The following is a 16,606-nucleotide window of genomic DNA, read 5'->3' on the forward strand; positions in this document are numbered from 1 at the left end:
GCTCAGAAAGTGGAAAGCTCGTCTTACCTCTTGGGACGGTGGTGTCCGCGCTCGGCGGCCAGCAGCTCGTCCACCGAGGCACTCCCGCGCTGGTAGCGCGCGGCGATCTCGGCGTTGAGCCGGTCCACGACCACCTGCACCTCGCGCCGACGCACCGACACGGACGCCTCTTCCGAGATGAGCGTCTCCAGCACGTCGCCGAGGCGATCGTCGGCCAGCGAACTCACGTCGGAGAGGTCCACGTCGGAGATGAGCGCCTCGACGTGCCGTTGATGCGCATCAGCACGTGACGGCTCATGGGTCTGATAGCGACCCAGACCGGTCGCGGGCCCCACGGCGTTCGTGGAGAGGATCGTGGCCAGTTGCTCGACCACGGCCGAGCCACCGGAGCTGCGGCGCTCTTGCTCCGCACGCACGATGTCGATGCGCGCGTGCAACAACCGCCGCAGGTAGGACAGATCTGTCTCTTCCTGCGCGGCCTCGTCGCGAAGTTCGCGCACCTCGACGAGCGGGCGCTGCTCGACGCCCTCCGTGTAGTCGGGGGCGAGCACCCGGTCGATTCGGCGGCGCCCGCCAGGACGCACCTCGATCACGTGTCCATCCTGCGGTAGATCCTCCCTACCCGCCAACACATCCCATGCACCAAACTTGTCTCAAATGTGCACGCCCAGCAGCTTTCGCGCCTCATCAGGTGACAAAGCGGGTCGCTGGGCGATCTTGGAGAGACCTGCGGCACGTGCCACGAGCTGTGCGTTGTCCCGCACCGGCACCCCCCGCGAGTAGCTGATGGTGTCCTCCATACCCACTCGGAGGTGGCCACCCGCACCCAAAGCGGTGAACATCACGGGCAGGGTGGTCCGGCCGATGCCGGTGGCGGAGAACGTCGCCCCGTCCGGCAGAGCGTTGACGGCCGCGACCAGCGTCGCCGCGTCACCGGGCATGCCACCGGGCACCCCCATGACGAAGTCGACGTGCACGTGACCGCCCGCGGGCAGGCCGTGCTGGTCCAGCAGGCGCTTCAACGACGCGAGCTGCCCGATGTCGAAGATCTCGTACTCCGGCACGATCGAGCGTTCCTGCATGCCCTTGTGCAGGGAGACGATGAACTCCCAGCGGTTCATGAACACGTCGTCACCGAAGTTGACGGTGCCCATCGTGCAGGACGCCGAGTCCGGCATCGCCTCCAGCACGCGCAGCCGGTCCGACTCGGGGTCGTGCACCGACCCGCCGGTGGAGAGCTGCACGACGAGGCTCGTTTCAGAGCGCAACGCCTCGACGGTGGTCTTCAGACGACCGAGGTCCAGCGACGGCTTCGCGTCCTCGCCACGGATGTGGACGTGGATCATCGCCGCGCCGACCTGTTCACACGTCTGCGCCGTCGAGACCAGCTCTTCCAGGGTCACCGGAAGCTGCGGGACGTCGGCTTTCGCGTGCTCCGCTCCGGTGGGAGCGACAGTGATCAGCGTGCCCAGGGACATAGGCGCGACTCTAGGGGGTCATCCCCGCAGGTTGCGAACAGCTTCCCGGCCCAGACCGGGCGTGTCCGCGGGCACCGAGTCGGGGTCGATTCGTGCCGGAACCTCCCGTTCGGGGGCGCCGGCGATGAGCTCGGCCTCGACCGGCACAGACCGCTTGACCAGCGCCAACGCGATCGCGCCGAGCTCGTGGTGCAGGGTCACGGTGCCCACCCGGCCGACCACGCGCCCGTCCAGCGTCACCGGGTCACCGGTCTCCGGCTGGGCGTCGGCAGAACCATCCAGGTGGAGTAGGAGCATTCGCCTGGGCGGGCGTCCCACGTTGTGGACCTTCGCGACCGTCTCCTGGCCGCGGTAGCACCCCTTGCTCAGGTGCACGGCAGGGTCGATCAGGCCGACCTCGTGCGGGATCGTGCGCTCGTCGGTGTCGACGCCCTGGCGGGCCCGCAGCGACTCGACCCGCAGCGCCTCGAACGCGTAGCTGCCGGCCGGGCGCGCGCCCGCGTCCGTGATGCGCTGCCACCAGTCCGCGCGCTCTGCCCGCGGGACCAGCAGTTCGACCGCGTTCTGGCCGGGCCACGACGTCCTGCGCACGAAACCCTCGCCGAGAGCGTCCACGTCCGCCGGCACCGGGATGCCCAGCTTCTCCAGGAGTGCGTGCGTGTCCGGGCCGACGAGCGTCAGCAACGCGAACTCCTCGGTGGCGTCGCGCGGCTCCACCTTGGACCAGAAGACCATCTTCTTCAGGTACGCCAGCAGGTCGTCGACCTTCTCGACGTCGAGGAACACCGTGCCGCCGACGTTCGCGACGACCATGTGGTGCTCCAGGCGGCCCTGGGCGTCGAGGATCAGCGCCTCGGTGGCCGCGCCCTCGCCCAGCTGCTCGAAGTGCTGGCTCGTCAGCTGGTGCAGCCACGTGAGCCGGTCCTCGCCGGGGATCGCGATCACACCGCGGTTGGAGCGGTCCACGACCACGACGGAACGGGCCGCGGAGCGTTGCTCGGCGAACGGGTCTCCGTAGTGCCAGGCCACGCCGGCATCGGTGGAATCGTCGGGCGGCGGGACGGCTCCGGGGAGGGTCACTCGGTCTCCTGCTCCTGCTTCAAACAGTCTCGGCACGTGCCGGACAGCGCGAGATGGCTTGCATCAAGTTCGAACCCGTCGCGCTCCCGCAATGTTCCGACCAGCGGGTCGAGAAGCTCACACGGGATTTCCTGGATCGAGCCGCAGACGTGGCACACCAGGTGAACGTGCTGGTGGTCGTCGACCGAGTAGCTCGGGGCGCCGTGACCCAGGTGCGTGTGCCGCACCAGCCCGAGCCGGTCGAGCAGGTCGAGCGTGCGGTAGATCGTCGTGATGTTGACCGTCGGCGCCGTCTCCTGGACGCGCTGACAGATCTGCTCCGGCGTCGCGTGTTCGAGCGACCTGACCGCGTCCAGCACGAGCTGACGCTGCGGCGTCATCCTCATGCCGCGGTCGTGCAGGGTTTTGCGCAGCCCTCTTGCGGTCTCCACATCACTGATGTTAGTAGGCTCGTTCCATGCGCGTGCTGGCACTGCTCGACGGAACCCTCGCTGACCCCGACTCGCCGCAGATCCGCGTCGAGGACCTCGGACTCATGCGCGGTGACGGTGTGTTCGAAACGATCCTCGTGGTCGACGGGAAACCCCGCGAACTCACGCCGCACCTGGACCGGCTCGACCGGTCCGCGGCCATGCTCGACATGCAGCCCCCTCCGCGAGCGGAGTTCGAGCGCGCGGTCGACCTCGTCATCGGCAACTGGGCCGGTGGCAAGGAGTTCGCCCTCAAGCTCGTCTACACCCGCGGCGTCGAGGGCGGTGACGGCGCGCCCACCGGTTTCGCGCTCGGCATGGAGATCGGCGCGAAGGTGCTCAAGCAGCGCGCCGAGGGCCTGTCCGCGGTGACCTTGGACCGCGGCATCGACGCGGACCTCGCCGACCGCGCGCCGTGGCTGCTGCTGGGCGCGAAGTCGCTGTCGTACGCGATCAACATGGCCGCGCTGCGCGAGGCCGAGCGCCGCGGTGCCGCCGAGGTCGTCTTCACCACGTCGGACGGCTCGGTGCTCGAAGGCCCGACCTCGACGCTGATCCTGGTGCGCGGCAGGACCCTGGTCACGCCGCCGTCGAAGCTCGGCATCCTGCCTGGCACCACGCAGTACGCGCTGTTCCGCGCCGCCGAGCGCGCCGGCTGGACCGTGCTCGTGGAGCCGATCCAGACCGGCGAGCTCTACGACGCCGAGGGCGTGTTCCTCGCGTCCAGCGTCCGCAAGATCACGCGGGTGAACGTGCTGGACGGCAAGCAGCTGCCCGACTCGGCGGCCCTGCTGACCGAACTGCAGGGCCTGTACGAGTCCGAGTACTGAGTTACCTGAGTCCGGCGTCGACCGCGGCCATCAACGGGCCGCGGTCACCGGACATCTCCCAGAACATCGCGCCCAGCAGGTTCTTCGACTTGAGCCACGCGGTCTTCTTCTGGATCGACCAGGCGTCGTCGAAGGTCCACCACTGGTTGCCGGTGTAGCAGGACGTCGCCACGGACACCTCGTCGTGGAAGACGGTGCAGTTCGGCACGGACGCGATCAGGTTGGCGTACCCGCGCGTGCCCGACTCCTCCGGGAACTGCCCCGGCGCCGCACCACCCGCGGTCTGCCACTCGCCGTTCTTGCCGCCGTTGGCCACGTTCTGCCAGCCGCGGCCGTAGAACGCGAGCCCGAGCGTGATCTTGCGGGACGGCACCCCTGCGTCGAGGTAGGCCTGGACGGTGCTCTCTACGCTGAACTTGGTCGTGTAGGGGTCGTCCGGGTCCGGGTAGAGGTTGCCCTGGTGGCCGGTCCGGTTCGGCTCCCACGAGTTGTCGCTGCCGGAGCCGTGGAAGTCGTAGCCCTGGACGTTGAAGATGTCCATCGACTGCGCGACCCGCCCGAGCTCCCAGCCCGCCGCGATCTTGCCGGGGTCGGCCGGGGTGAACGCAGTGAGCTGGTAGCGCTTGCCCGTGGTGGTGCTGTACGCGTCCATCTGCCGGCGGAACTCCTCGATCAGCAGGGTGTTGTTGACCTTGTCCTGCGGGCCGAAGTGGTTGCCCGCGTGGCCTTCCGCGCCCGGCCACTCCCAGTCGAGGTCGAAGCCGTCGAAGATGCCCGCCGCGGTGCCGGTACCGCCGGCGCCGTTGTACACGGGCAGGTTGCCCTTGAGGTAGACGTCGATGCACGACGACACGAACTTCTTGCGCGCCGCGTCCGTCGCCGCCACGTCGGAGAAGTACTTGGAGTACGTCCAACCGCCGAGCGAGATCAGCACCTTGAGGTTCGGGTGCTTCGCCTTGAGCTTCTTGAGCTGGTTGTAGTTGCCGCGCAACGGTTCCCAGCCACTGTCCGCGACACCGTCGACGGACTGCGACGCGCTCATCGGCCTGCTGTAGTCGGCTTCCGCGTCGCCGGCGCCGTCACCCTGGTTCGGGTCCTGCGGGTTCGGGCTCGTGCCCTTCGTGACGCCGTGCAGACACGTCAGGTTGACCGGGTCGATGTTGCCGAACGCGTAGTTGACGTGCGTCATCTTCGCGGCGTCCATGTCCTTCACGAAGTACTGGCGTCCGTAGATGCCCCACTGCACGAAGTACCCGACACGGGCGTAACCGCCGACGATGTCACCAGTGCGCTCGTTCAGCGCGTTGCTCGCCGCGGACACGTTGTCGTAGAGGTCCCGTGCTTTGACGGTGAAGGTGTAGTCCGTGGACGGCGAGAGGCCGCTGACGACCGCTGTGGTGCCGGAGACCGTCTGCTTCACGGCCGAGCCCACGTAGACGTCGTAGTTCGCGACCCCGCTGTTGTCCGTGGAGGCGTTCCAAGCCAGCGTGACACTGCCCGCGTCCTTCGCCGTCGAACGCAGGTTGCCCGGCGCGGTCGGGGGCGTGGTGTCATTGGCGGGGTTGTTGGTGGTGACGCTCAGCGCGGCGCTCGGGGCGCTTTGCGTTCCCTTGGTGTCCTTGGCCCGCACCGTGAAGGAGTACGCGGTGTTCGGGGTCAGGCCGGTGATGATCGTGGACGTCGTGGTGGAGCTGCCGGCCGGCGCGGAGCCGTTGTAGACGTCGTAGCCGGCGATCGGCAGCGAACCCGGCGTGGCGGCGTTCCACTGCAGCGTCACCGTGCGCGTGGTCTTCGTCGGTGCGGCGAGACCTGTTGGCGTGCTTGGCGGAGTGTCGGCGCTGCCGTCGCAGTTCGCGTTGTTGATCCGGCACGTCACCGGGTCGACGTTCTGGCTGATCGAGAACGCCGGGCTGTACGGCTCTGTGCTCGCGCCTGCGTTGATGGTCTTGTTGTAGTGCGCAGGGGTGATCGTGACCTGGTTGCCGTTCTGGGCGACGGTGCCGTTCTGGCCGTTGCTCGCCGTCACGCCGTTGGGGAGCGTGAAGGAGATCGACCAGTCGGAGACCGCGGCGGCGGAGTGGTTGCGGACCACGAACTTCGCCGCGCCACCGGCCACCGAGTACTCGGCCGTCAGCCCGGTCGGCGCCGGTGGTGCGGTGCCGCTGCCGTCGCACGCCATGTTGTTGATCGTGCAGGCGGTCGGGTCGGCTGCGGCGCTCAGCGTGAACGTCGGGCTGTACGGCTCGGTGTTGCGTCCGGCGGGCAGGTTGTTGATGTAGAAGGCCGGAGTGAGCGTCACTCTCGTGCCGTTCTGGGTGATCGTCGCGTTCTGGGGGCTGCTCGCCGTGACACCGGCGGGCAGGTCGAACTTGACCGACCATCCGTTGAGCGCGGCCGTGCTCGCGTTGGCGACCACGAACTTGCCGGTCGTACCGGTGCGGGAGAAGGTCGCGGTGACGCCCGTGGCGGCGTTCGCAGGGACCGCCAGGGCTAGTGCAGCTATCAGAACTGCTAGGAGGGCAGGGATCCGGCGCATGCGGAACTCCAGTTTGGTAGAGATTCCGCGGCGGCTGGGAGTTACGGTATTTGGTCTGGACCACTTCCGTCAACGGCGTGATCCTCAGTCGATCGGACGGAACCTGACCTTCGTGCCCGGCCGCGTCTGCCCGAGAAAACGCAGGTAATCGTTGTCCACCACGCCGATGACGGGGTAGCCGCCCGTCGTCGGATGATCGTTGAGGAAGACCACGGGCTGCCCGTCCGGCGGCACCTGAACCGCGCCGGTGATCATTCCCTCGCTGGGAATCTCCCCGTCACGACGATTCAGTGCCGTGCCCTGCAGTCGCGCGCCGACCCGGTTGCTGCGGTCAGACACCGTCCAGGACCCTTGCCGCAACTGGGTTTCCGCCTGGTCGAACCAGTCGTCGCGCGGCCCGAGCCGGATCGGGATGACCAACGTTTGCAGCGCCTGGACGGGTGGCACGACATCGGCGCCGTTGGGTGTGTTCGGCGTCCCAAGATGCAGGACGTCGTTGTCCCGCAACGGATCTGGACCGATTCCGGAGAGCAGGTCGGTCGACCGGCTGCCGAGTTCCTCCGGCACCTGGATGCCGCCGGAGAGGGCGAGATAGCTGCGCAGACCGGTTTGCGGGGTGCCGATCTCCAGCGTTTGGCCGGGTTTGAGGTGGATCGGCTGGTGGGAGTCGGCGAGCCTGCCGTCGACCTCGAGTTCGGTGGACGGCCCGGTGACGGCGATCGTGCAGCTCGTGTTCGCCTTGAGCGCGAGGCCGCCGAGCAGGAGTTCCAGCCCGGCCGCGTCCTCGGGGTTGCCGACGAGGCGGTTGGCGAGCTTCAGGGAGTCCTGGTCCAGTGCGCCCGACGGAGGCACGCCCAGGTGCGCGTTCCCGGGTCTTCCGAGGTCCTGGATCAGCGCCTGCGGGCCGGTTCTGATGATCGTGACGCTGCGGCTCATGCGACCACGAACCTGACCTGGTCGCCCGGCTGCATCAGTGCGGGGGTCTCGGCCTTGGCGTCGAACAGCGTGATCTCGGTGCGGCCGATCAGTCGCCAGCCGCCCGGTGTCGGCCTCGGATAGGCGGCGGTGAACTCGCCCGCGATGCCGACCGAGCCCTGCGGGACCTTCGTGCGCGGGGAGTCGAGCCTGGGCTGCTGGAGGTTCTGCGGAAGGCCGGTGAGGTAGGCGAAGCCCGGTGCGAAGCCGCAGAACGCGACCTCGTAGGTGGCCTCGGTGTGGAGCTTGACCACCTCGGCCGGGGTGATGCCGACCGTCTCGGCGACGAGGTCGAGGTCCGGTCCGTCGTAGCTGACGGGGATGGTGATCTCGCGCGGGTGCGTCGCGGGGGCCTTGGTCAGGTCGATGGTCTTCAGTGCGTCCCTGACCTGGTGCAGCGCGCCCTTGACCAGCACCGTTCGAGCGGCTGGGACGAGTTCCTCGATGCCGTCGAGTCGCTCGAGGGCGGCGCGGACGGCCGCGACCTCGCTCAGTGAGTCGACCTCGACCAGGAGCGCGTCGGTTCCGCAGCGCCGCAGAAGCATGCACCCATGTTACGGGGAATCGTGGGATTGTTGAACAATCCGACACGCGAATCGTTCAACAATCCGGCAATCCAGCCGTGTGGTGGCCGGATTGTTGAACGATCCGACGATCCTCGCGTCGGATCGTTCAACAATCCAGTCAGCCGACGATGCGCTTGAGGTGCGCCGACGCGTGCGGCTGCATCTCCTGGCCCATCATGGCGCGCTCCTCGACGTACGCGAGGTCGCCGTTCACCACGCCGTACAGCCGCTGCGCGCCCTTGACCTCCTTGGCCGTGGCGGAGCGGATGATCGCGTCCGTCTCGAACTCCCAGGACGTCTGCGTGCGCACCTTGCCGTAGTACAGCTCCACGATGCCCGTGTTGTGCGTCAGCAGGAGCTCGATCGTGTCGTCTTCCTGCGGGCGCCAGAAACCCTGCTCCCTGGCCGCCGGCCGGATGACCTCGCCCGCCTCGTTGAGCAGCCACGACCGCGCCTCGTAGACGAGGAACGGACGGCCGTCGTGGGCGAAGGTGATCTGCTGGCCGAAGCGGAACGGGCCGTCGATCGTCGGGTAGACGATCTCGCCTTCGCCTCGCCAGACGCCTACGAGCGGGAGGACGCCCAGAAGAGCGTCGTTCAGGTCAGCGCCTTCTCGCAGGTTCGCCGTGTCTGCCGGGATCGGCATGTCGGTGAACTGGGGGAGGTTGCGCTGCTTCGTGGCCGCCGCTCGTTCCTCGGCCAGGCGGATGGCCTCGTCGCCGCTGGTCATCGCTTGTCGGAGTAGAGGCGGTAGACGACGTAGCCGCCGAACCACATTACGGCGATCGTCACTAGCACCAGGAGTCCGGTGAAGATGTGTTCCACGGTGGAGAGGATATCTCCCTGGTTGGGACGTGCAGGGTTGTGGTGGTGGAGGACACCGGGGGTGCGGGCTCTGCCCCGCCTTCGGCGTGCGCGTGGGTTGCGTGGGTCGTCCCCCTGTGCCGTTGGCGGCTGGCGGTTCGTTGTCCGTAGGTGGTCACCTTGCGTGCTGGTGTGGCGGCTGATTCCTGGGGCTCCGCCCCAGACCCCGCCAATCTGATCAAAAGCCGGGGTCTACGCCACCGGCAGGTTGATGGCACGCCTGTTGCTTTGGGCGGAGTTGCGTTGCGTAGGTGGTTGCGTTGGTGGGGTGGCTTCGTCACGAGTCGAGCCAAGAGCGGGCCACATCAGGGAAGGGGTGTCAAACGGACGAAAAGCGTGTCCGTTTGACACCCCTTCCCTGATGCAGCAAGAGCTGTGGCACGACTCGTGACGAAGCCACCCCACCCAGACCGCACGGTAAGAACGGCTCGCCTCCGGCATCGCATGCGATCAGGTGCTTGCCATTACCGCGCGCTCAGACAGCTCGCCTCCGGCTTCGCGGGCGATCGGGCGTTTGCCATGACCGCGCGCTCGGGCTGTCCGCCCGCACCTTCCCTGCCCCGCCGCCTTCGCCCCGCCTGCCTTCCCTCCACCTCCGCTTTCCCTCTGCCTCCGGCCCCAGCCCTGGCTTCGGCCCCGCCCCGCCACCGGCCCCGGCTTCGGCTTCGGCTTCGGCTTCGGCTTCGCGGGAGTGTCAGACCCCGTCGCTAGGTTGGGTCGCGGGGGACTCCAAATCCAAGGGGACCCCTGCGTGAGCGTGCGCCAAGACCGTGAGCGTGCGCCAAGACGTGGAAGGCCCCGGCGGTGTGAAACCGCCGGGGCCCTCGTCGTACCAATCAGGTCTTGCCTGTACTAGGCGACCGCGATCTCCACCGCGTGCACGCCCGGACCGGAGGCCGACACGGCCGCCTGGCCGTTGCCGGTGCGGTGCAGTGCGCGGACGGTCCAGCTGCCCGGTGCCGCGAAGAAGCGGAAGTCGCCCTCCGGGGAGGTGACCACCTCGGCGGTGAACTCGCCGGTCGAGTCGAGCAGGCGGACGAAGGCGCCGCCTACCGGGGTGCCCTCGGAGAGGACCTTGCCTTCTAGGACGGTTTCCGTCGTTGAAGCGTCGATCGTGCCGCCCTGAGCAGGGGCGCCGCAGCCGTTGGTCATGAGATCAGGCCTCCTTGCCGGAACCGAGCTCGATCGGCACGCCGATCAGCGAGCCGTACTCCGTCCAAGAACCGTCGTAGTTCTTGACGTCTTCGTGGCCGAGCAGTTCGCGCAGGGCGAACCAGGTGTGCGAGGAGCGCTCGCCGATGCGGCAGTAGGCGATGGTCTTGCGGCTGCCGTCGAAGCCCGCCTCGGCGTAGAGCTCGCGGAGCTCGTCGTCGGACTTGAAGGTGCCGTCCTCGTTGGCCGCCTTGGACCACGGGACGTTCACCGCGGACGGGATGTGGCCGCCGCGCTGGGCCTGCTCCTGCGGGAGGTGGGCCGGGGCGAGGAGCTTGCCGGAGAACTCGTCGGGGGAGCGCACGTCGACGAGGTTCTTGTTGCCGATCGAGTCGACGACCTCGTCGCGGAAGGCGCGGATCGAGAGGTCCTGCTCCTGCGCCTTGTACGACGTCTCGGAGCGGGTGACCTCCTCCTTGTCCAGGGGGCGGCCGTCGAGTTCCCACTTCTTGCGGCCGCCGTCGAGGAGCTTGACGTTGGTGTGGCCGTAGAGCTTGAAGTACCAGTACGCGTAGGCCGCGAACCAGTTGTTGTTGCCGCCGTAGAGGACGACGGTGTCGTCGTTGGAGATGCCCTTGGCCGAGAGCAGCTTCTCGAAGCCCTCGCGGTCGACGAAGTCGCGGCGGACCGGGTCCTGGAGGTCGGTCTTCCAGTCGATCTTGACGGCTCCGGGGATGTGTCCGCCGTCGTACGCGGTGGTGTCCTCGTCGACCTCCGCGAACACGACGCCGGGCGCCTGGAGGTTTTCCTCGGACCAGGCGGCCGAGACCAGCACGTTCTCACGGCTCATGGGAAGTTGCTCCTGTGTTTTAGTGCGTGTGCGTGTCGTTATTGCGGACGAGCGAAGGCTGGTACGTACCGGCGCAGCACCAGGTACATCTCGCACCCGAGGCACAGGCCCAGCGCCGCGTTGAGCAGTGCTGCCACCAGTGCGAAGCCGGTTGCGACCATGCCGAGCGTGGTGAGGCCCGTGGCGTAACCGAGGGTGCCGATCAGGGCGAAGACGAAGCCGACACCTTGCGCGAACCGCAGCGGGGCGGCTTCCTCGCGTTCGGTGGTCGGGGTCAGGCGAGGCTGGATCGCGTAGCGGTAGACGTGTCCCCACGGGTTCAACTTCAGTGAGATGAACGCGCACATCGCGAAGAGCACCGTCTGCGCGGCGAGGAGACGCCACCAGCCGGTGAGCAACACGATCGCGAGGATGACGGTCGTCATCCAGGCGGAGAAGCGCGGTCCGCGCGGGTCAACAGGGCGGTCTTTGGGCACGACGACCTCCGGGCAAACGGACGAGGGCATTCAGTCCGGCAGAGGTAGCTGATGGGCGTCAAGCAGCCCGGTTCAGCTCGTCGTGCGACACAGGCTGCTGCGCGTGCGGCACAGGTCAACCGCGCGTCGCTTCGTGAGCAGCAAGGTCATGCCAGCGAGGGTAGCCCTCAATCCCTCGGTGCGGGAGGTATGTCCATCTGGTGGAACAACGCAGGTTCACCCGACCGGATTAGGGCAAATGCGGGCGCAGGGCCTCGATCAACGAGTCGCGTTTCGGCACTCCGCCGACTCGCAGAACCTCGGTGCCGTCGGCCGTGAGGGCGAGCGTCGTCGGGGTGCGCATGACGCCGAGCTTGGTGGTGACGTCCGGGAGGTTCGTGACGTCGAGTTCGGCGTGCGTGAGGCCGTCCGTGCGGTCGGCCAGGTCGCGCAGGATCACCTTCGCGTGCCGGCACGGCGCGCAGAACGTGGTGGAGAGCTGGACCAGCGTCACCCCCGGCGCGAGCAGGTCGCGCACGGGGGCGGGCAGGTCGACTGAAGCTTCACTGCGAGAGATGCGGCCCTCACGGACCTTGAGCAGCACACCGATCGCGCCGGCCACGGCCAGCGCGCCCAGCAGCGCCCACACACCAGTCATCGTTGGACCAACGGTACATCCGCGATCTGGCCGCTGAGCTTGAACGAACCGCTCTCCACCTCGACGGCGGTCGGCGTGGCGTTGAACGGCAGCGTGCCGGGGTCGATCTTGATCGCGAGCGCCTGGCGCAGCTGCGGGATGATCTGCTTGAGCGAGGCGTCGTCCAGCTCGATGTCATCGATGTTGATCTGAATGGCACCGCTGACCAGCGCGATCTGGCCGTACGCGGTGAGCGTGATGACCTTGCCGGCGACGTTGGTCTGGCCGGAGAGCTTGATCGCGGCGGTCGTCTTGGGCGCCTTGGGGTCGACCGGCGTCTGGGTGGCGGCGCGGTTGTCCGGCTCGATCGAGAGCTTGTCGAACGGCGTCACCTGGTTCGCGAGCCGGTTCAGGTCCGGCGCCTTGATCCGGACGCTGCCCTCGACGGTGTCGATGGTCGCCTTGGAGACGTTGCCCGCGAGCAGGTCGGCCAGTTCGACGCGGGTGTGCCGCAGGTCGGCGCCGACGTCGAGGTCGCGCAGGTCGACGCCCTGCTGCTCGTCCTTGATCGGCACGCCGTACGCATCGATCCGGACGTGCGTGTAGTCACCGCGGATCGCCTGCAGGATGAACGGGAACCCGTTGATGCGCACCGACGGGTCCTCGTTGAGCTGGAGCTTCTCCCGCATCCGCTGGGCGATCTGGTACTCACCGGCCGCCGCGAGCGCGAAGTCGGCCGCGACGAGCAGCACGCCCAGCACGATCACCGCGATGATGAGGAACTTCCCGCGCCGCGACTTCCTCTTCGGCTTGGCGCGCGCCGGGTTCTGGCCGGAATACCCTGCAGTCATTCCTCGTCCTCGATCTTGGCGACGATCCATGCCGCCATCCGGTCTACCAGGTCTGGAGTCGCGGCCGATTCGGCGTGCCGCATGCCGGGTTCGATCCACAACTCGGCATGTCCTGAGGACGCGCGGTGCAGCGACCTGGCGTGGTCCACGGAGAAATAGTGGTCCAGGTCACCGTGCACGATCAGCAGTGGGGTGGGCGTGATCCGTCCGACCACCTCCAGCGGACTCTCCGGCGCTTGTACCCAGCTGCCGCCGAGCCGAACCCCGAGCGCCCGTGCCGCGAGCTTTCCGTGCGGCTGCTCCAGCAACCAGTGCACTCGGCGCATGGGAGCGGTCTCGCGCGACCACCACCGGGCGGGTCCGCTGACGGAGACGACGGCGTCCGGCCTGGTCTCCCCAAGCACCGCGTGCCGCAGCACGATCGAGGCGCCCATCGAGAACCCGACCGTGGCGACCTTCGAGTAACCGAGCTCGCGGGCCTTCAGAACGGCCGTCTCGATGTCGTGGATCTCGTCGGCGCCGACCGTGGAACGGCCTTCCGAACGTCCGTGGCCGCGGAAGTCGAACGCGACGACACCGGCTTTCCTGGCCATTCGGGCAAGCACACGGGAGACGTACGGCCGGCGCACGTTGTTCGTGAACCCGTGTCCCACAACGAAAGCGAGGTCGCTTTCACTCTTGTAGTGGACGCCGTGCAGACGCACTCCGTCGTGTGACATGGATGTAACAGGCGTGACGCTTGTGGAAACAAGTGTGAGCACGGCTTCTTGACCTGGGACTTTCTCGGGGTGCACCGGTATTGTCTCCGTCATCCGCAGGCAACGGGGCCCGGTCACCGTACGCCGCTGGTCTGGTCCAGGTGACCGACCACGGCCGATTTGGAGGGCGCCGCGATGAGCATCGACGTGCTTCTGCTGACGACAGACCCGGACCCGGAGGCAGTGCTTCCGGCGCTGGCTCTGCTTCCCCACGCCGTACGTCCCTTGCGCCCAGAGGTCTCCGCGCTTCTCGAGGCCGGACCGCACGACATCGTGCTGATCGACGCCCGCACCGACCTGGTCGGCGCGCGTTCGCTGTGCCGCCTGCTGGACTCGTCCGGTGTGGACGTGCCCGTGGTGGCCGTGGTCACCGAGGGCGGTCTGGTCGCGGTCAACTCGGACTGGTCGGTCGACGAGATCCTGCTGCCGAACTCCGGTCCCGCCGAGGTCGACGCACGCCTGCGGCTGGTCCGCTCGCGCCGCGGTACGACGCAGCCCGGTGGCGACGGCGCGATCCAGCTCGGCGACCTCGTGATCGACGAGGCCACCTACACGGCGCGCCTCAAGGGCCGCCCGCTCGACCTCACCTACAAGGAGTTCGAGCTGCTCAAGTACCTCGCGCAGCACGCGGGCCGGGTCTTCACCCGCGCTCAGCTGCTGCAGGAGGTCTGGGGCTACGACTTCTTCGGCGGCACCCGCACGGTCGACGTCCACGTGCGACGGCTGCGCGCCAAGCTCGGCCCCGAGCACGAGGCGCTGATCGGCACGGTCCGCAACGTGGGCTACAAGTTCGTCCGCCCGCCGCGTCCCGGATCGTCCCGCCGCCCGTCCGACCTCGCCGAGGTGGAGATCGACGACTCCGCCCGCGTCCTGGATGAGCGTTTGATCGCGCGGTAGGTTCGCCTGTGTGGCGCAACTGAGCTGGTTCGAGGAGCTGACGGCCGACCAGGCCGCCGAGGTGACCGGGTTGCTGGAGGCTGCCCAGGGCACCGATGGCGTGGCCCCGGTCGGCGAGGCCGTGCGACTGCGGATGCGCCCCGGCGCGACAGGCAGCAGGCACCTCTTGGCGCACCTGAACGGCGAACTGGCCGGGTACGCGCACGTCGACCTGATCGGTGACTCCGGCGGCAACAAGGTCGCCGAGCTCGCCGTGCACCCGACGTACCGCCATCAGGGCGTGGGCGAGGCGCTGGTGAAAGCGCTCCCGCAGGAGTCGTTGCGGATCTGGGCGCACGGCGGTCATCCGGACGCCGAGAAGCTCGCGGAGAAGCTCGGCTTCCGCAAGGTGCGCGAGCTGCTGCGGATGCGGCTGCGCGTCGAGAACGACCTGCCGGAACCGTCGGTGCCCGAGGGCATCACCATCCGGCCGTTCGTGCCCGGCAAGGACGAGGCCGCGGTCGTCTACGTGAACCACCGCGCGTTCGACTGGCACCCCGAGCAGGGCGCGATGTCGATCGAGGACGTTCGTGCGAAGGAAGAAGAGGCCTGGTTCGACCCCGAGGGCTTCCTGCTCGCGTTCGACGCCGACGACGAGCTCGCGGGCTTCCACTGGACCAAGGTGCACACGCCAGAGCTGGGCGAGGTCTACGTCGTGGGCGTCGACCCGGACCGCCAGGGCGGTGGCCTGGGCAAGGTGCTGACCCTGGCCGGCCTGCGTCACCTGCGCGAACAGGGCGTCAAGGAAGTCATGCTCTACGTCGAGTCGGACAACACGGCGGCGGTCAGGGTGTACACGAAGCTCGGCTTCACCCTTTGGGACGCGGACGTCCAGTACGCCCGGTAGTCAACGTACCGTCACAAAACGCATACGCGCTGGTCACGCGGTCACTCTTTTGGCCGTGTGACCCGTCACTTCCCGTTCGGTGTTCACCTCCCGTTCACCCTGACTAGGTGGTCTGTCCATTCTGGCTACCTACCTTCCGTAGCAAGCGGCGGGTTCGTCGCGAACCGCTAATGCTTCCGCAAGGTGGAGGACCCAGGTGAAGATCCAGCGGCACGGTGCCGTTCTCGGCCTCGTCGCGGCCAGCGCGCTGCTGCTCGGTGCGTGTGGCAGTGACAACAACGCTCCGGCGGGTGGCAACAACACCGCGTCGAACGCTGCCTCCGTCCCGGTCGAGTGCGGTGGCAAGACCAAGCTCAACGCTGAGGGCTCCTCCGCGCAGAAGAACGCGGTCGACGCGTTCGTGCAGGCCTACCAGGCCGCCTGCCCCGGTGTGGACCTCGCGTACAACCCCTCGGGCTCCGGCGCGGGCGTGAAGAACTTCAACGCCGGCCAGGTCGACTTCGGTGGCTCGGACTCCGCGCTCAAGGAAGGCGCCGAGACCGAGGCGGCCGCCAAGCGCTGCCAGACCAACCCGGCCTGGAACCTGCCGCTGGTCTTCGGCCCCGTCGCCGTCGGCTACAAGGTGTCCGGTGTGGACAGCCTCGTGCTGGACCCCAAGACCACCGCCGCGATCTTCTCCGGTGCGGTCAAGAAGTGGAACGACCCGGCCATCAAGGCGCTCAACGGCTCCGCGACCCTGCCGGACAAGGACATCTCGGTCATCTACCGCTCGGACGAGTCGGGCACGACCGACAACTTCCAGAAGTACCTGAAGGTCGCCGGCGGCTGGACCAAGGGTGACGGCAAGCAGTTCAAGGGTGGTGTCGGCGAGGGCAAGGAGAAGTCCGCCGGTGTCGCGCAGGCCGTCGGCTCCATCGACGGTGCCATCACCTACGTCGAGTGGTCGTTCGCGCAGGACAACAAGCTCTCGGTCGCCAAGATCGACTCCGGCGCGGGCGCTGTCGAGCTGACCGCCGAGTCGGCCGGCAAGGCCATCGACGAGGCCAAGGTCAAGGGCGAGGGCAACAACCTGATCCTCGACCTCGACTCGATCTACGGCTCCAAGGCCGCCGGCGCGTACCCGCTGCTGCTCGCGACCTACGAGATCGTGTGCTCGAAGGGCTACGACGCCGACACCGCGAAGGCCGTCAAGGCGTTCCTCACGGTCGCCGCCACCACCGGTCAGGCGCAGCTCGCCGACGCCGGCTACGTGCCGCTGCCGAAGGCGTTCCAGGACAAGCTCCTGACCGCCGTGAAGGCGATCGCCTGAGGTTGATGCGAA

Annotated in this window: 19 protein-coding genes; 4 read left to right on the plus strand and 15 right to left on the minus strand. The window is 68.0% G+C overall.

All coding sequences use genetic code 11. The features are described from left to right. Window positions 1–23: 23 nt before the first annotated feature. The 4 genes from OG205_RS34360 to OG205_RS34375 are packed head-to-tail and all read right to left on the minus strand — an operon-like array spanning window position 24 to window position 2,944. Window positions 24–593 (minus strand): RsiG family protein, encoded by a 570-nt coding sequence (locus tag OG205_RS34360; protein WP_093595856.1) that lies wholly within the window; start codon window positions 591–593, stop codon window positions 24–26. 60 nt (window positions 594–653) lie between these two features. After that, window positions 654–1,478, minus strand: a complete 825-nt coding sequence (locus OG205_RS34365; protein WP_330272077.1) for a 3-keto-5-aminohexanoate cleavage protein — start codon at window positions 1,476–1,478, stop codon at window positions 654–656. A gap of 18 nt (window positions 1,479–1,496) precedes the next feature. Then, entirely contained in the window at window positions 1,497–2,558 is a 1,062-nt protein-coding gene (gene ygfZ / locus OG205_RS34370) for a CAF17-like 4Fe-4S cluster assembly/insertion protein YgfZ (protein ID WP_330272078.1), read from the minus strand. After that, entirely contained in the window at window positions 2,555–2,944 is a 390-nt protein-coding gene (locus OG205_RS34375) for a Fur family transcriptional regulator (protein WP_189157542.1), read from the minus strand. The genes ygfZ and OG205_RS34375 overlap by 4 nt, the downstream gene beginning before the upstream one ends. 71 nt (window positions 2,945–3,015) lie before the next feature. Between OG205_RS34375 and OG205_RS34380 the strand changes: the two genes are divergently transcribed. Continuing rightward, window positions 3,016–3,858, plus strand: coding sequence for an aminodeoxychorismate lyase (locus OG205_RS34380; RefSeq protein ID WP_330272079.1), 843 nt, complete (start codon window positions 3,016–3,018; stop codon window positions 3,856–3,858). 1 nt (window position 3,859) lies between these two features. Here the strand turns inward: OG205_RS34380 and OG205_RS34385 are convergent, their stop codons facing one another. From OG205_RS34385 to OG205_RS34430, 11 genes are all read right to left on the minus strand, one after another. Further along, window positions 3,860–6,394: a glycosyl hydrolase family 18 protein gene (locus OG205_RS34385; RefSeq protein ID WP_330272080.1), complete on the minus strand. Its 2,535-nt coding sequence runs from the start codon at window positions 6,392–6,394 to the stop codon at window positions 3,860–3,862. A gap of 84 nt (window positions 6,395–6,478) precedes the next feature. After that, the gene (locus OG205_RS34390) at window positions 6,479–7,330 is read right to left on the minus strand and encodes a biotin-dependent carboxyltransferase family protein (protein WP_330272081.1); all 852 of its coding nucleotides are present in this window, start codon (window positions 7,328–7,330) and stop codon (window positions 6,479–6,481) included. Then, window positions 7,327–7,914, minus strand: coding sequence for a 5-oxoprolinase subunit PxpB (pxpB, locus tag OG205_RS34395; protein ID WP_330272082.1), 588 nt, complete (start codon window positions 7,912–7,914; stop codon window positions 7,327–7,329). Before pxpB ends, OG205_RS34390 begins: the two co-directional genes overlap by 4 nt. Before the next feature lie 139 nt (window positions 7,915–8,053). Then, on the minus strand, window positions 8,054–8,665 hold the full coding sequence (locus OG205_RS34400) for an FABP family protein (RefSeq protein ID WP_330272083.1): 612 nt from the start codon (window positions 8,663–8,665) through the stop codon (window positions 8,054–8,056). Between the two features lie 986 nt (window positions 8,666–9,651). Continuing rightward, entirely contained in the window at window positions 9,652–9,951 is a 300-nt protein-coding gene (locus tag OG205_RS34405; RefSeq protein WP_093595883.1) for a DUF1416 domain-containing protein, read from the minus strand. Window positions 9,952–9,955: 4 nt separating this feature from the next. Continuing rightward, window positions 9,956–10,801: a sulfurtransferase gene (locus OG205_RS34410; protein ID WP_330272084.1), complete on the minus strand. Its 846-nt coding sequence runs from the start codon at window positions 10,799–10,801 to the stop codon at window positions 9,956–9,958. A gap of 38 nt (window positions 10,802–10,839) precedes the next feature. Further along, window positions 10,840–11,277, minus strand: a complete 438-nt coding sequence (locus tag OG205_RS34415) for a DUF4395 domain-containing protein (RefSeq protein ID WP_330272085.1) — start codon at window positions 11,275–11,277, stop codon at window positions 10,840–10,842. A 72-nt stretch (window positions 11,278–11,349) separates the two neighbouring features. Beyond that, window positions 11,350–11,427 carry a putative leader peptide gene (locus OG205_RS46835; protein WP_360045477.1) on the minus strand — a complete coding sequence of 26 codons (78 nt, stop codon included), beginning with the start codon at window positions 11,425–11,427 and terminating at the stop codon, window positions 11,350–11,352. 79 nt (window positions 11,428–11,506) lie between these two features. Beyond that, window positions 11,507–11,914: a thioredoxin domain-containing protein gene (locus tag OG205_RS34420; RefSeq protein WP_330272086.1), complete on the minus strand. Its 408-nt coding sequence runs from the start codon at window positions 11,912–11,914 to the stop codon at window positions 11,507–11,509. Beyond that, a complete protein-coding gene (locus OG205_RS34425) occupies window positions 11,911–12,744 on the minus strand; it encodes an LmeA family phospholipid-binding protein (protein WP_330272087.1) in 834 nt (277 codons plus the stop codon). Before OG205_RS34425 ends, OG205_RS34420 begins: the two co-directional genes overlap by 4 nt. Beyond that, the gene (locus tag OG205_RS34430) at window positions 12,741–13,463 is read right to left on the minus strand and encodes an alpha/beta hydrolase (RefSeq protein WP_330272088.1); all 723 of its coding nucleotides are present in this window, start codon (window positions 13,461–13,463) and stop codon (window positions 12,741–12,743) included. The genes OG205_RS34425 and OG205_RS34430 overlap by 4 nt, the downstream gene beginning before the upstream one ends. Before the next feature lie 174 nt (window positions 13,464–13,637). Between OG205_RS34430 and OG205_RS34435 the strand changes: the two genes are divergently transcribed. From OG205_RS34435 to pstS, 3 genes are all read left to right on the plus strand, one after another. Beyond that, entirely contained in the window at window positions 13,638–14,399 is a 762-nt protein-coding gene (locus OG205_RS34435) for a response regulator transcription factor (RefSeq protein WP_319976680.1), read from the plus strand. Window positions 14,400–14,409: 10 nt separating this feature from the next. Further along, window positions 14,410–15,285, plus strand: coding sequence for a mycothiol synthase (mshD, locus tag OG205_RS34440; protein WP_442916620.1), 876 nt, complete (start codon window positions 14,410–14,412; stop codon window positions 15,283–15,285). A gap of 196 nt (window positions 15,286–15,481) precedes the next feature. Continuing rightward, window positions 15,482–16,594, plus strand: a complete 1,113-nt coding sequence (gene pstS, locus OG205_RS34445) for a phosphate ABC transporter substrate-binding protein PstS (protein ID WP_330272089.1) — start codon at window positions 15,482–15,484, stop codon at window positions 16,592–16,594. Window positions 16,595–16,606 lie beyond the last annotated feature (12 nt).

The sequence above is a fragment of the Lentzea sp. NBC_00516 genome (assembly GCF_036346835.1).
In the GTDB taxonomy this organism is placed as follows: domain Bacteria; phylum Actinomycetota; class Actinomycetes; order Mycobacteriales; family Pseudonocardiaceae; genus Lentzea; species Lentzea sokolovensis.

What these genes read in the sequence shown, in the direction of transcription:
- OG205_RS34365 (WP_330272077.1), bottom strand. Translation starts at nt 1,478, where the DNA reads ATGTCCCTGGGCACGCTGATCACTGTCGCTCCCACCGGAGCGGAGCAC.
- OG205_RS34375 (WP_189157542.1), bottom strand. Translation starts at nt 2,944, where the DNA reads ATGAGGATGACGCCGCAGCGTCAGCTCGTGCTGGACGCGGTCAGGTCG.
- OG205_RS34380 (WP_330272079.1), top strand. Translation starts at nt 3,016, where the DNA reads ATGCGCGTGCTGGCACTGCTCGACGGAACCCTCGCTGACCCCGACTCG.
- OG205_RS34385 (WP_330272080.1), bottom strand. Translation starts at nt 6,394, where the DNA reads ATGCGCCGGATCCCTGCCCTCCTAGCAGTTCTGATAGCTGCACTAGCC.
- OG205_RS34390 (WP_330272081.1), bottom strand. Translation starts at nt 7,330, where the DNA reads ATGAGCCGCAGCGTCACGATCATCAGAACCGGCCCGCAGGCGCTGATC.
- pxpB (WP_330272082.1), bottom strand. Translation starts at nt 7,914, where the DNA reads ATGCTTCTGCGGCGCTGCGGAACCGACGCGCTCCTGGTCGAGGTCGAC.
- OG205_RS34400 (WP_330272083.1), bottom strand. Translation starts at nt 8,665, where the DNA reads ATGACCAGCGGCGACGAGGCCATCCGCCTGGCCGAGGAACGAGCGGCG.
- OG205_RS34405 (WP_093595883.1), bottom strand. Translation starts at nt 9,951, where the DNA reads ATGACCAACGGCTGCGGCGCCCCTGCTCAGGGCGGCACGATCGACGCT.
- OG205_RS34410 (WP_330272084.1), bottom strand. Translation starts at nt 10,801, where the DNA reads ATGAGCCGTGAGAACGTGCTGGTCTCGGCCGCCTGGTCCGAGGAAAAC.
- OG205_RS46835 (WP_360045477.1), bottom strand. Translation starts at nt 11,427, where the DNA reads ATGACCTTGCTGCTCACGAAGCGACGCGCGGTTGACCTGTGCCGCACG.
- OG205_RS34420 (WP_330272086.1), bottom strand. Translation starts at nt 11,914, where the DNA reads ATGACTGGTGTGTGGGCGCTGCTGGGCGCGCTGGCCGTGGCCGGCGCG.
- OG205_RS34425 (WP_330272087.1), bottom strand. Translation starts at nt 12,744, where the DNA reads ATGACTGCAGGGTATTCCGGCCAGAACCCGGCGCGCGCCAAGCCGAAG.
- OG205_RS34430 (WP_330272088.1), bottom strand. Translation starts at nt 13,463, where the DNA reads ATGTCACACGACGGAGTGCGTCTGCACGGCGTCCACTACAAGAGTGAA.
- OG205_RS34435 (WP_319976680.1), top strand. Translation starts at nt 13,638, where the DNA reads ATGAGCATCGACGTGCTTCTGCTGACGACAGACCCGGACCCGGAGGCA.